Below are 12402 nucleotides of genomic sequence, written 5' to 3' on the forward strand. Positions count from 1 at the left end.
CCCCCGGTGCGTCCAGGAGATGTGGAGTTCGACGATTTCGTACGGGCGCGGGGCCCGGCCCTGCTCCGGTACGGCTACGTGCTCACCGGCAACGCCGACGACGCGGCAGACCTGGTGCAGGAGGCGCTGCTCAAGCTGAGCGACTCCTGGAAACGGGTCCGCAACAAGGACAACCCGGAGGCGTACGTCCGCACGACCATGGCCAGGCAGCACATCAGCTGGTGGCGCGGGCGGCGCAGGGAGCACCTGACCGACGACCTGCCCGAAGGCTCGTACACCGACGTGCACACGTTCGGCGAGCTGTGGAAGGAGCTGGCCACGCTGCCGCGCAGGCAGCGGGTCGTCCTCGTGCTGCGGTACTACGAGGACCTGTCCGACCAGGAGATCGCCGAGATTCTCGGCATCTCGCGGGGAACCGTGCGCAGCCAGGCGTTCCACGCACTCAACGCGCTGCGCGTCAAACCGTCGGTACGCGAGTCCCTGAGCGGGTCTGTTCGGAAGGGGGAGCGGTCATGAGAAGCGAGGACGAGCTGATCGGCGCGCTGCGGGCGGCCGGCGAGCACGCTCCCGACGACGGGGGCGACCTGCTGGCGGGCGTGGCGCTGCGCAGGCGGCGCAGGACCCGCCGGAGGGTGCGCGTGCTGGCGGCGGCGGCCGCCGTGGTGGTGCTGAGTGTAGGGATCAGGGGCGTCCTCCTGTCCGGCGGGGGCGAGGGCGACCTGGCCACGACGCCGGCTCCGGAACCACCCACCCCGCGATCGGCCCCCGTGGAGGAGCTGTGGCCGGGCGCCGTCTTCACCCTGCCCATGGAGGCGCCCGACGGCGCGCGCCGCGTCCCGATGACCGGCATCAGCCCGACGGAGGTGCTGGTCCTGGCCTGGATGCCGAGGGAGAAGGCCCGGAGCAGGCTGGAGGTGTACGACTCCGCGGCGGGAAGGAGCCGGCTGGTCGCCGAGCTGCCGCGGTCACGGCAGTTCGTGATCCCGTCCGTGGCCGCCGACGGCAGGAACGTGGTCTGGCAGGTGTCCGCCGGCAAGTCCGTACGGGAGATCTGGACGGCACCGCTGGCAGGCGGCGAGGCCAGGCTGGTCACCGAGCTGACCGGCGGCCGCTCCGACCTCGACGCGATCTCGGTCAACGACGACCAGGTCATCTGGTCGGAGCGGAGCGGCGGCGTCTGGCGGGTCCCCCTGGCCGGCGGCGCGCCCGACCGGATCGCCGCCGCGGACGGCCTGCACCTGCTGAGATGGCCCTGGGCGAGCGACGCCCCCGCCGGGCCCGACCTCGATGACCGCAACCAGACGGTGCTGGTCGACCTCACCCTCATCACCTCCCACGAGGTCGACAGCCTGCCGGAGGCCAAGGGGGTGCGCTGCGGCCCGCACTGGTGCCTCGGCCGCCGCGCGGGGGGCAGCTTCCTGCAGCGGATCAACGGAAGCGACCTGCGGGCCATCGACGGCGTTTTCGGGCATCCGAAGCCACTGTCGATGGCGCCGCTGCTCAACCGCTTCGTACCGCTGAAGAACGGCGTCCACGACGTCGCGACCGGCTCGACGGCCACGATCGAGGCCAGGACACTGGCCCTCGGCGCTGCGGGCGAGCCCAGCACGGTCATCTACTGGAGCGAGCGGCGGGGCGCGTACGAGGTGCTGAACTTGGCAGCCGTCCCGTCCGCGCAATAGCGTTCGGGGCCATGCGGACCTTCGCGAACATCGATGAACTCAAGGCGGCCGTCGGCGAGAAGTTCGGCCCGACCGAGTGGCGCACGGTCACTCAGGAGCAGGTCAACACCTTCGCCGACGCCACCGACGACCATCAGTGGATCCACGTGGACGTGGAGCGGGCCAAGGAGGGGCCGTTCGGCGGCACGATCGCCCACGGGTACCTGACGTTGTCGTTGCTGCCGTCGTTCATGTTCTCCCTGATCAAGGTGGAGGGCATCGCGATGGGCGTCAACTTCGGCCTCAACAAGGTCCGCTTCCACACGCCCGTCCCCGTCGGCGCCCGGATCAGGGCCGTCGGCGAGCTCATCGACGTCAAGAACTCCCCCGCCGGCCACCTGTCCAGCCTGAAGATGACGATCGAGATCGAGGGCGAGAAGCGGCCCGCCTGCGTCGCGGAAACCCTCAGCCTGTACGTGCGCGCCCAATAGGCGTGCAACAGCCGGCAGCGTAAGACGCTCCCTGGGTTCGTGGAGGAATTCGACGAGTTCGTCCGGGCCCGGGGCGACGCCCTTCTCCGGTACGGCTACGTGCTGGCCGGCAACTCCGAGGACGCCGCCGATCTCGTCCAGGAGGCGCTGGCCCGCCTGGGTGACGCCTGGCCCCGCGTACGGCAGAAGCACGACCCCGAGGGGTACGTCCGGACGACCATGGTCCGGCTGCACATCAGGTCGTGGCGGCGGCGGCACCGGGAGGACCTGGTGGCCGCCGTGCCCGACCGCGGCGTGCCCGACCGCTACGGCGACGCCGACCTGTGGGCCGAGCTCCAGGAACTGCCCCGCAAGCAGCGGGCCGTACTCGTGCTGCGGTACTACGAGGATCTGCCCGACCAGGAGATCGCCGCCATACTCGGCGTCTCCCGGGGGACCGTGCGCAGCCAGGCGGCCCGTGCCCTGGACAAGCTCCGGATCAACCGAGAGGCACGGGTGCTGCGATGAGAAGCGAAGACGATCTCGTACTGACCATGCGGGCGGCGGCGCGGCAGGCCGCGCTTCCGGCGGATCTCGCGAGCGGGGTGGCAGGGCGGCGGCGCGCCCGGCGTACCAGGAAGCGTCTGGGCGTGGCGGTGGCGGCCGCGGCGGTGGTCGCCGTCGCGGGCGGCACGACGGCGGTGACGACGGCTCAGGAACGCGAGGTCGCCCCCGCCGTCATCAGTCCCGCCACCGAGGTGTGGCCCGAGGCCGTGCTGAAGGTGCCCGCGGACAGGCTGCCCATGACCGCGCTGAGCGCGCGCGAAGTGCTGACGTTCCGGAACAAACGGTTCGAGGTGTACGACGCCGCGACGGGCGGCACGCGCGTGCTCGGCCAGGTGCCGGCCGATCCGGTACGGGTGGCGGTGGGCGCCCGGCACCTCGCCTGGGCCGGGCCGGACCACACACTGTGGGTCATGCCCAGGGAGGGTGGCGAGGCCAGGCGCGTGGGCCGGGCCGCGTCCGACGTGTACGAGCTCGCGGTCACCGACGGCTTCCTCGCCTGGTCGGGCGAGCGGAGCGGCGTCCACCGGCTGCCGCTCGCGGGCGGCACACCGGAACTGATGCCCGGCGCGGAGAACCTGCGCCTGGCCTCCTGGCCGTGGGCCCACGAGTGGGACGCCGCCGGCAACGTGACCAGGATCGTCAACCTCGAAACGGGCGGCTCCACCGGCGTGGCGGTGCCCCCGGGCGCCGAACGGTGGCAGTGCGGCACCGAGTGGTGCACGGGCCTGCTGGACGACCGCCTGATCGTCCAGCGGGTGGACGGGTCCGGGCGGCGGACGCTGCCGCCCATGCTGATGGGGTACGGCGTCTGGTGGCTGCTCGACGACCGGCACGCCCTGTTCCGCGTCTACGAACCGGACGTGCACAAGGCCGGCGTGCCGCTCGCCGCCGTGTACGACCTCGCCACCGGCGAGCTGGCCGGGGTCGGCGAGCGCACCCCGGGGGTCGAGGGCGGCGACGTGGGCCGCATCCAGGACTTTTCCCTGCTCTTCTGGGACGCCGGCGCGCGGTTCTACCAGCACTGCGCGGACCGGGCCTGCGAGATCAGGACGCGGGGCGGCGGCGAGGAGTACACCGTGCTCGACCCCGGGGCGATCAGAGAATGATCGCCGCCAGGGCGGCCAGCCCGATCAGGCCGAGGTAGGCCAGCACGAGCCGGGTGTCCCGGAGGAAACACCTGCTCCGGGTCAGCCCCGCCCGCCGCGCCTTCCAGTACCCCGCGAACCCGAGCGCCGCGAACCCCAGCACCGCCCACGGCCCGAGCAGCCACCCCAGCAGCGCGACGGTCGCGTACACGCACAACCGGAGCGGATCGTACGGCTCCTTCTCCGGCGGGGGCGCGGCCGTCACCGGGCCACCGCCGAGAGCCGCTGCCTGGACAGCTCCGGCCACGCCTGCACGGCGCAGAACGGCGCGCACTGGTCCTGCTCGGCGCGGGTGCCCACGTGCACGCAGCACTGCGTGAGCCGCTCCTCGATCATCGTCGAGATGTCCATGAACGGTTTCACCGTGATCCGCACGACCCGCTCGCCGAGCATCCTGCGCAGCTTCCTGCGCCGTCCGGGCAGCGCCGACGACGCGAGCGAGAGCAGGGTGGAGACGCCGAGGTCGCAGTTCTCGCAGATGGTCCGCCACAGGTCCCCGACCTGCGGGTGCGACAGCGACGACTGCTCGGAGAGCAGCCCGAGCAGCGACTCCTGTACGGCCAGGCGCAGCTCCTTCGGCAGCTCGCTGTCGGCGATGCGGTTGGAGACCAGGCCGAGGTTCTCCTTGAGCCGGTCGTGGCCGATCAGCGCGGTGAGCGAGCGCCACTGGCGGGCGTCGTCGCGGATGAGGTAGCCGACCGAGCAGCAGTGGGGGTGGGAGCAGGGCAGGGCGGTCAGGTCGCGCCAGGTCACCAGGCCGCCGGTCTGCGGGCCGAGGCGCTTGAGCACGCCGGTGTGGGTGAGGCGGTCGTTCGGGTCGATGGTGCCCGACCTGCCCGAGCCGAACTGGGGTTGCAGGGACACGCCGCCGACGTACGGGGTGTCGAGCGCGAGGCGTACGACGTCGCCGATCTCGCCGTCGTTCACGCCGAGGGCGGCGGTCATGACGAGGGTGGTGAAGATCTCGCGCTCGGACAGGCGCTCGACGGCCTCCGCCTTGATCCTGGTCAGGTCGCCGCCCCGGTGGTGCCTGGAGGCGTCGGCCGATGTGCCGTCGTACTGGAGGTAGACCTCGACGCGCTCCCTGTGCTCGGTGAGGAGGTCGAGCAGGGAGTCGTCCCTGGCGAGGAGGACGCCGTTGGTGTTGATCAGGATGCGGGTGATCGGGCGGGCGCTCAGCTCGGCGAGCAGCGTCTTCAGCTCGGGGTGAAGGGTGGGCTCGCCGCCGCTCAGCATGAGGACGTCGAGCTTGCCGTTCTCCCGCCGCAGGCGCTGGTCGACGTTGGCCAGCACGTCCGGGACCGGGACGACGCCGGTCAGGTCGGGCGAGCTGCCGGCGAAGCAGGTGGGGCAGCGCAGGTTGCAGGTCTCTGCGATGTCCTCGAGGAGGATGCAGGTGTGCTGGGTCTGGAGCTCGGGCAGGCCATGGAGGTAGGCGGAGGGAATCGGCGCGAAGTTGCCGGTGGTGTCGGGGATGTGCTGCTTGGTGGGGGCGGTCCATTCCTCCAGGTACTTCAGGATTTCCGGGTCTTCGTCGTACAGAGTCCGGATGAATCCGTGTTCGCGGCATCCGCGCTCCAGCCACACGCGGCCGTCGCGCTCGGCCAGATAGCCGCTCAGCCGCTCGACCTTGTCGAGGGCGCGGCCGTGGCAGCTCGGGCAGAACGCGTTGACGTACCTGAGGATGCGGTCGCCCCGCAGGTTCATCCCTGCGCTCATGTCGTGACCTTTCGCTTTCATTCGAAGAGGGGGGTCTTTCGTGCGAAGAGGGGGGTGTAGTAGCCGCGCCGCCAGCCGTACCCGAGCCTGGCGGCGAGCAGCAGCATGCCCGGGATCAGGAACCACTGGGGTCTGGTCAGGTCCAGCCACACCGTCTCGTTGGCCCTGGTGAACTCGACGAGGAAGCGGAAGGCGGCGTACGCGGCGACGTACAGGGTGAACAGCTCGCCCGGACGGGTCAGCCGCTTGCGCGCCCACATGAGCGCGGCGAACGCGGCGAGCTGGAAGATGATCTCGTAGATGAACGACGGGTGCATCGCCTGACCCGTCAGGCAGCCCGGGCATTCCGGGGTCGTCGGCGGGGCGTGCACGCCCCAGGGCAGGTCGGTGGGCCTGCCGGGCGCCTCCGTCAGGTGGCATCCGATCCTGCCCACCGCCATGCCGAGCGCCACCGCCGGGGCGAACAGGTCGCCGGTCCGCTCCCGGTAGCCGATGATCCGCTTGGCCACCAGGACCCCGATGTACGCGCCGGTCAGGCCGCCCAGGATGCTTCGCGAGCCGTACAACCAGAGGGTCTCCAGCTCCAGCGTCTCCAGCCAGCCCGCCAGCCGCATCCCGATCGCGCCGCCCACCAGCGCGCCGGTGACGGCTATCAGGGACTGCTCGTTGAGCGCGCCCCGCCTGCGGGCCTCCCGTACGAAGACGACGGCCGCCACCGCCACGCCGAGGCCGACGAAGATCTCGTGATAGGGCATGGCGGTCAGGCGTACAGGCCCGGGTTGAGACCGGTGCAGAACCCTGCGGACAGGATCGACCACAGCGCCCAGCCGATCATGAGGCCCAGCCCCAGGCCCCTGCTCCAAGGCCGGCGCACGAAGCACAGCCCGATCCCTGCCCCCAGGCCGACCAGGGCCAGGAAGGCCGCGCCGGCGGCCAGGTAGGGGGTGGCGCTGCCGCTGGCGTCCATGGCGGCGACGAAGATGAAGAAGCCGACCACGGTGTTGAGGATGCTGTAGATGCCCAGGCCGGCGAAGAGCATGCCGATGAGCATGCCTGTCGAGCTGGTGACCGGGGGTGGGGGTGGGGGTGGGCCGTAGCCGCCCGGGTGGAGGTGCGGCGGGGGGCTGCCGTAGGGTGGCCGGCCTCCGGGGGGCGGCTGCTGGTTGTAGGGCTGGCCTCCGTACGGCTGCTGTCCTTGGGGCGGGGCACCTTGCGGTCCGTTCCCGTACGGCGGCTGCCCCTGCGGCCCTCCACCTTCGTACGGCGGCTGCCCCTGCGGCCCTCCACCTTCGTACGACGGCTCGCCACCCTGAGACCCGCCACCCCCGAACGACGGCTGACCCCCCTGAGGCGAGGCACCTCCGTAGGACGGCTGTGACGCGCCATCCCCATACGACGGCTGACCGCCCTGGGACGTGCCGCCCTCGTACGACGGCGGGCCGCCCTGGGACGGCGGCTCGCCTTGGGCGGACCGACCGGACGGCGGCTCCCACGAGAAGGTGCTCCCACGAGGCGGTTCCTCGCGGGAGGGCTGCTGCCCGGGCCCGGCGTCCGGCGGCAGGAACGCCGGCCGACCGACATGCCCACGACCTTGCTCCCCAGAACCGGCCCCAACGCCCTGATCCGGCACCGACCTGGGCCCCGGCCCACCGGACGGGGGCGGCATGATCTGCGGCTCCCCACGCGGAGGCGGCTCGGCGACCGGCTCTCCACCCGGAGGCGGCACCTGAACCTGCTCCCCACTCGCAGGAGGCATGATGACCGGCTCCCCCTGTGGAGGCGGCATGCTGCCCCGCTCCCCACCCGCAGACGGCATGCTGCCCCGCTCCCCGTCCGGAGGCGGCGGCGGGGACGCCGATCCCTCTTCCGGCACCGCCTCCGCCCCTGATCCGTTCTCAGGCTCCTCGGACGGCGGAGGTGGTGGCGTTGTACTCATTGGCTTGGTCTACCCCTCTAGTCATGATCAGACTAGGCACCCACGATTGCCATCGGATCAACACCTCACCACACCCGGCCGCACACCGCACTTCGTAAACCGCCCCACCCGGTCAGACCTCACTCCACCGACGGTCTACACCCCCTCCGAGTAATAGATCGCCGCCTGCACCCGGCTCTTCAACCCCAGCTTGTTCAACACCCGGCTGACATGCGTCTTGGTCGTGGCCTCCGCCATGTCCAGCTCCTTGGCGATCTCAGCGTTGGACAACCCCCGCCCGATACAAGCCAGCACCTCCTTCTCCCGAGGCGTCAGCCCAGCCGGCCCAGCCGCTTCCTCGCCCACCGCCCGGCGCACCGGCATCTGCTCGGCGAACGCGGCGATCAGCCTCCGCGTGACCCCCGGCGAAATCAGCCCATCTCCCCGGGCCACCACCCGGACCGCCTCGATCAGAGCTTCCGCGTCAGCGTTCTTGAGCAGAAAGCCAGCCGCCCCGGCCCGCAACGCCCCGAACACGTACTCATCGACGTCGAACGTCGTAAGAATCAGCACATCACAAACACCCGCCAGCTCCCGGGTGGCGGAGATCCCGTCGAGCCGAGGCATCCGTACATCCATCAGCACCACGTCGGGCCGCAACTCCCGCGCCATGACCACGGCCTGCTCGCCATCACCCGCCTCCCCCACGACCTCGATGTCATCCGCCCCACCCAGGATCAGCACGATCCCGCCCCGAACCGCCGCATGATCGTCAGCCACCAGCACCCTGATGGTCACCAGCCACCTCCACCAAGCCCACTACACCTGTCACCACCGGCCCGCCGAAGACCTACCTCAGCCCGAAGCCGCCTCACTCACCACACCACTCATCCGCCCGACCCACCGAGCCCCTCACCCGGACCAAGCCCCTCTCGCCGCACCGCCATCCCCCACCCCGAACCAAGCCCCTCTCCCCGCACCACCCTCGCCATGCCGGGACCCGGCACCACCGCCGCCCTCCCCCTCACCGGAAATCCCCGAACGAGTCACGTCCACAGCCGTAGGAAGAACCGCCAGAACACGCCACCGCCCCACACCACCGTCCCCCCGCTCCCCGTCCCACACCTCACCCGCATCGAAGAACCCTCCAACGAGCGAAACCCGCTCCCGCATGCCGATGAGCCCCGCCCCGGCCCCCGGCAGCTCTGCCCGCCGCCCCCGTTCTCCAAGAGCGTTCTCGACGCTCAGGCAGACCCGCTCGCCCTCATGAACGACAGCGACCGACACCGGAGAATCCCCGTGCTTGAGCGCGTTGGTGAGCGCCTCCTGCAAGATCCGGTACCCCGCGAGATCAACGGCCGCCGGCAGCTCCCGAGCCTCCCCCTCCACCCGCATCTCCACCGTCATCCCGGCCCGCCGCACCCGTTCGAGCAGGGTCTCCGCGTCGGCCAGCCGCGGCCGGGTGGCCTCGTTCTCCCCCTCGTCGCCTTCCTGCCGCAACAGCCCGATCATGGTCCGCATCTCGGCCATGCCCTTGACGCTGTTCTCCCGTACGGACTCCATCACCTTCCGCACGGTCTCCCGATCCAGGTCCTTACGCGAGAGCGCGGCAGTGGACTGGATGGCGATGGCGCTGAAGTGGTTGGCGATCATGTCGTGCAGCTCGCGCGCCATCCGCGTACGTTCGGCGGCCACGGCCGCCTGCCGGTCCAACTCCGCGAGGTGAGCCACCTGCTCGGCCCGTGCCCTCTCGGCCGCGGCCCGATCACGCTGCTCCCGCAGCACCACCGCGGTGGTGACAGGCGTGATGAGCACCAGCCCGGCCTGCACCCCCATGACGGCCAGCACCCGCCAATCCTCCGCCAGGAACCCCGCCACGGCCCCCGCCACCACCGCCAGCACCCCGGTGACCCCGAGCAGCACCCGGGAGAATCGAGCCGGCCCGTACAGAGCGGCGGCGTAGAGATTGTCGGTGAAGACCAGAACCGTCCCCAGCGACGGCCCCACGAACCCGTCGATCACGATCCCGACCACCCCCAGCCCCAGACAGGCCAGCGGCGCCCGCTGCCGCACCAGAACCCCCGCACAGGTGAACGCCAAGGGCACGGCCAGCACCCACGTGGGCACACCCCGTTCGAGATGGGCTTCGCCCGCGATCAGCACCAGCCCCACCGCGAAGGCGAGCCCGGCCCCCAGCACCACCTGTTTCATGCCCTCATCCCACCACCTCCCGCCCGCCCCTCCCTCCTACGAAGGTCCTCCTGTGGATACACCCTTCGATGTATCCACAGGCGGCGAGTTATCCACAGCAGCAAGCGCCCAAGTTCCAGCAGCCATGCCCAAGAACGCGCCGGTTACGGCACTACAAGCCCTTCAGCCCTGAACCGCGCCCTTCGCCCTCAGCCCATCGAGGAGAGATCTCACTCCGGCGCGGATCCAATAACACCGAGGGGGCATAAATCTCCACCCGCACCCCGCCAAGGGTTTCCACAACCGCACACTCGTTGCGACGATGTGCTCACAGTTCGTGGGACCACCCGGGCCCGACCACTCTCGGGACAAGGGGTCCCTTCCAGCTACCGCAAGGGTAGGGGTTCGTGGACATAGAGGCGGAGATTCGCAAGCTGAAACTCCGTGTAGACGCCCTCGAAGCAAGCGTGCGCTCCGGCAGCAGAGCCTCCGGCCGCCGCACGAGGGTACGACGCCGGCGCATGAGCATCCCGGCCCAGAACTGCACCCCACCGGAGGACATACAACCCGAAACCCCACCGACCCCGACGGACGTCACCCGCCTGAACACCACCATCAAGGGCCTTCAGTCCGAGCTGTCCCAGGACCTCTCCGCCCTGAACGACGAGATCGGAGGCTTCAGAAGGCACTCGGACGACCACTTCACCAAGTTCCGCTCCCAGATCCAGGACCAGCACCACACCGTCTACCGCAGACTCACCGACCTGGCGCTGGTGGTCGAACGCCTGGCGAAGAAGCTCGACGCCTAGATCACCCGTGGGCCCCCCACCCCTCTCCAGGGGCCCACCCGCCCCAGCTCAACGCCACACCACCACCCCTTCAACCACCCCCGGCTGGAACCCGCGGCCCCATGATTGCCGATTCTGGTTCGAGGCACTCCTCGAAACCCGCTATGCTTGCTTACGCAGCGAGCGGCCGTAGCTCAATGGATAGAGCATCTGACTACGGATCAGAAGGTTAGGGGTTCGAGTCCTCTCGGCCGCGCTTCAGGTCAAAGGCCCTCTGGGATCATCCCGGAGGGCCTTTTTCGTGGCCTTACAGCAGCGTCGTACAGCAACGCAGCCCGACACCGCCGATCCCACGCGTGCAGCTCAGGCCATCGGGACGCCGGCCGCTCTACTCAGGCACCGTGGAGACCCTCTCGTAGGCGGCGGACCCAATCCGCAGGGAAGACCTGCTCAAGCCGCTCCCTGCTGGTCTCCAGCAGTCCCTCCTTCGCCAGGGGAAGAAGGGCGCCGTCCTGGACGGCCTTGTGCGTCGAGGAGAGCGCTTCGGCCCTCGGCCTTCCGGGACTGCAGGATGACCGTTGTCACGTACTCCGGGATTCGGTCGATGGCTTTCGAAAACTTTTCGATGGCCTCGGCTACGGCGACGAGAAGATCGCACCAGAAATGACTGTTAAGTTGTCTTCTGGCCTCTCGCGGCTTGCTACCGCCGAACCTCTCATCGAGCTCCTGGATTACGGGGCCAGCAAGGATGTCTCCGATTTCCTGGATGCGGTTGATGGTGTCCGGGTTTTCGGATAGCCAGTCAACGAGGTCGACTGTGGCGCTATCGGTGGCTGCCGCCTGTCTGTCCTTGGATGGCTTACGTCGCCCTATCGGAGGCCTAGTTCCGGCCCAGGCAAGGTCACTGTCATCTCTCGCCTTTTGACGAGCAACGGGAGAGGGGTCTCGGGCCAACGAGAGACCGTTGGTCCAGCCGTGCTGCGCCCCTCCGCAGGCGGAGCATCCGCAGTAATGCCCCTTGGCCCGCTCACAGATCACAGGGTGCGTCATTCGCCCTCCGCCTCGTCCGGCCTAGTGCACTGGCGCCTCGCCGGAAGCCCCATTCTTTTGAACCACAAGCAGCGAAAAGCGAAATGACCACCGTAGCCAGTCCGGTGTATCCCTTCGGTTATGACGAGATCCTGAGCACACGCTTAGGCCCTCTGGGATACCCCCAGAGGGCCTAAGTGTGGGACCGAGAGATTAGTTATGTCTCGCTTGAGCGGTCGAGGCTCTGATTGAGCCGGTCAAGGGGCTTACGGGTTTCGGGACTGGGGATCTGAGTGTAAATGTCCACGGTCATCGAGATAGATCTGCGAGTGGCGCAGGATGCGCATGGCCACAGTGGGTGGACGTCGAGGGCGGCCAGGAGCGAGGCGCAGGTGTGCCGGATATCGTGCACACGGATGCGCGGGACACCCGCTCGGCGGCAGTGGCTTTCGAAGGTCGGTTGAAGTTCCGCGGCTCGATCGGCGTGCCTGTTGGGGTCGTGAACGTCAAGTCCGAGGTCTTCCACTCGTCCCCTGCCACCTTCCGTGCCTCCTCCTGGACGCGCTGACGGTGCTTGAGCGCCGAAACGCTCAGGCCGAAGAGCGGCAGAGAGACGGTCGAGTCCTCCGTCATGGTCGTCTGCCAGCGCAGCAGTTGACCTCCGACTCTGGTGAGCTGCCGGGAGATCCGGAGTTGCTCCTCTAGGCTTATCGAGGAAGGAAGGTCTTCGATGCCCACCTTCCAGGATCATGACCTCAAGGCCCTACTGCCCAGTGCACGCCTCCACATCAAGCCTCAGTAGCCGGCCGGTGACGGCAACGCCGGCTGCCGATCACACATGGTCGGCGCCATGAGCGACCACATGCCGCCTGGTCACCGCTCAGGAACAGGCTGATTGACGCACTTGAAAGCGAAAGG

At 69.5% G+C, this 12402-nt stretch carries 13 protein-coding genes and 1 tRNA gene; 8 read left to right on the plus strand and 6 right to left on the minus strand.

Features of this window, described 5'->3' with window-relative positions; genetic code table 11:
- The first annotated feature begins 21 nt into the window (after positions 1-21).
- From HD593_RS56970 to HD593_RS56990, 5 genes are read left to right on the plus strand one after another with little or no spacing between them, the layout of a single operon-like run.
- Positions 22-516, plus strand: coding sequence for a SigE family RNA polymerase sigma factor (locus HD593_RS56970; RefSeq protein ID WP_312904401.1), 495 nt, complete (start codon positions 22-24; stop codon positions 514-516).
- Positions 513-1682, plus strand: coding sequence for a TolB-like translocation protein (locus HD593_RS56975; RefSeq protein ID WP_185111158.1), 1170 nt, complete (start codon positions 513-515; stop codon positions 1680-1682). The genes HD593_RS56970 and HD593_RS56975 overlap by 4 nt, the downstream gene beginning before the upstream one ends.
- Before the next feature lie 11 nt (positions 1683-1693).
- Positions 1694-2152 (plus strand): MaoC family dehydratase, encoded by a 459-nt coding sequence (locus tag HD593_RS56980; RefSeq protein ID WP_185111159.1) that lies wholly within the window; start codon positions 1694-1696, stop codon positions 2150-2152.
- Positions 2153-2191: 39 nt separating this feature from the next.
- The gene (locus HD593_RS56985; RefSeq protein ID WP_185111160.1) at positions 2192-2659 is read left to right on the plus strand and encodes a SigE family RNA polymerase sigma factor; all 468 of its coding nucleotides are present in this window, start codon (positions 2192-2194) and stop codon (positions 2657-2659) included.
- Positions 2656-3804 (plus strand): TolB-like translocation protein, encoded by a 1149-nt coding sequence (locus tag HD593_RS56990; protein ID WP_185111161.1) that lies wholly within the window; start codon positions 2656-2658, stop codon positions 3802-3804. The genes HD593_RS56985 and HD593_RS56990 overlap by 4 nt, the downstream gene beginning before the upstream one ends.
- Here HD593_RS56990 and HD593_RS56995 read toward each other — a convergent pair.
- The 6 genes from HD593_RS56995 to HD593_RS64145 form a co-directional block, all read right to left on the minus strand.
- Positions 3794-4048, minus strand: coding sequence for a hypothetical protein (locus tag HD593_RS56995; protein WP_185111162.1), 255 nt, complete (start codon positions 4046-4048; stop codon positions 3794-3796). The genes HD593_RS56990 and HD593_RS56995 overlap by 11 nt on opposite strands.
- Positions 4045-5562 carry a radical SAM protein gene (locus HD593_RS57000; RefSeq protein WP_185111163.1) on the minus strand — a complete coding sequence of 506 codons (1518 nt, stop codon included), beginning with the start codon at positions 5560-5562 and terminating at the stop codon, positions 4045-4047. The genes HD593_RS56995 and HD593_RS57000 overlap by 4 nt, the downstream gene beginning before the upstream one ends.
- Before the next feature lie 17 nt (positions 5563-5579).
- Positions 5580-6317: a prolipoprotein diacylglyceryl transferase gene (locus HD593_RS57005; RefSeq protein ID WP_185111164.1), complete on the minus strand. Its 738-nt coding sequence runs from the start codon at positions 6315-6317 to the stop codon at positions 5580-5582.
- Positions 6318-6322: 5 nt separating this feature from the next.
- Positions 6323-6601 carry a hypothetical protein gene (locus HD593_RS57010; protein ID WP_185111165.1) on the minus strand — a complete coding sequence of 93 codons (279 nt, stop codon included), beginning with the start codon at positions 6599-6601 and terminating at the stop codon, positions 6323-6325.
- Between the two features lie 1032 nt (positions 6602-7633).
- Positions 7634-8275, minus strand: coding sequence for a response regulator (locus tag HD593_RS57015; RefSeq protein ID WP_185111166.1), 642 nt, complete (start codon positions 8273-8275; stop codon positions 7634-7636).
- Positions 8276-8389: 114 nt separating this feature from the next.
- On the minus strand, positions 8390-9688 hold the full coding sequence (locus HD593_RS64145; RefSeq protein ID WP_221525446.1) for a sensor histidine kinase: 1299 nt from the start codon (positions 9686-9688) through the stop codon (positions 8390-8392).
- A gap of 500 nt (positions 9689-10188) precedes the next feature.
- Here HD593_RS64145 and HD593_RS57025 point away from each other — a divergent pair, with 500 nt between their 5' ends.
- The 3 genes from HD593_RS57025 (at position 10189) to HD593_RS57035 (ending at position 11253) form a co-directional block, all read left to right on the plus strand.
- Positions 10189-10476: a hypothetical protein gene (locus HD593_RS57025; RefSeq protein WP_185111167.1), complete on the plus strand. Its 288-nt coding sequence runs from the start codon at positions 10189-10191 to the stop codon at positions 10474-10476.
- Positions 10477-10638: 162 nt separating this feature from the next.
- Positions 10639-10711 (plus strand) — tRNA-Arg (locus HD593_RS57030).
- 266 nt (positions 10712-10977) lie between these two features.
- Positions 10978-11253 carry a hypothetical protein gene (locus HD593_RS57035; RefSeq protein WP_185111168.1) on the plus strand — a complete coding sequence of 92 codons (276 nt, stop codon included), beginning with the start codon at positions 10978-10980 and terminating at the stop codon, positions 11251-11253.
- The last annotated feature ends 1149 nt before the right edge of the window (positions 11254-12402 follow it).

Source organism: Nonomuraea rubra (genome assembly GCF_014207985.1).
GTDB classification, from domain to species: Bacteria; Actinomycetota; Actinomycetes; order Streptosporangiales; family Streptosporangiaceae; genus Nonomuraea; species Nonomuraea rubra.

What these genes read in the sequence shown, in the direction of transcription:
- HD593_RS57010 (WP_185111165.1), bottom strand. Translation starts at nt 6,601, where the DNA reads ATGCTCTTCGCCGGCCTGGGCATCTACAGCATCCTCAACACCGTGGTC.
- HD593_RS57025 (WP_185111167.1), top strand. Translation starts at nt 10,189, where the DNA reads ATGAGCATCCCGGCCCAGAACTGCACCCCACCGGAGGACATACAACCC.
- HD593_RS57000 (WP_185111163.1), bottom strand. Translation starts at nt 5,562, where the DNA reads ATGAGCGCAGGGATGAACCTGCGGGGCGACCGCATCCTCAGGTACGTC.
- HD593_RS64145 (WP_221525446.1), bottom strand. Translation starts at nt 9,688, where the DNA reads ATGAAACAGGTGGTGCTGGGGGCCGGGCTCGCCTTCGCGGTGGGGCTG.
- HD593_RS56990 (WP_185111161.1), top strand. Translation starts at nt 2,656, where the DNA reads ATGAGAAGCGAAGACGATCTCGTACTGACCATGCGGGCGGCGGCGCGG.
- HD593_RS57005 (WP_185111164.1), bottom strand. Translation starts at nt 6,317, where the DNA reads ATGCCCTATCACGAGATCTTCGTCGGCCTCGGCGTGGCGGTGGCGGCC.
- HD593_RS56980 (WP_185111159.1), top strand. Translation starts at nt 1,694, where the DNA reads ATGCGGACCTTCGCGAACATCGATGAACTCAAGGCGGCCGTCGGCGAG.
- HD593_RS56975 (WP_185111158.1), top strand. Translation starts at nt 513, where the DNA reads ATGAGAAGCGAGGACGAGCTGATCGGCGCGCTGCGGGCGGCCGGCGAG.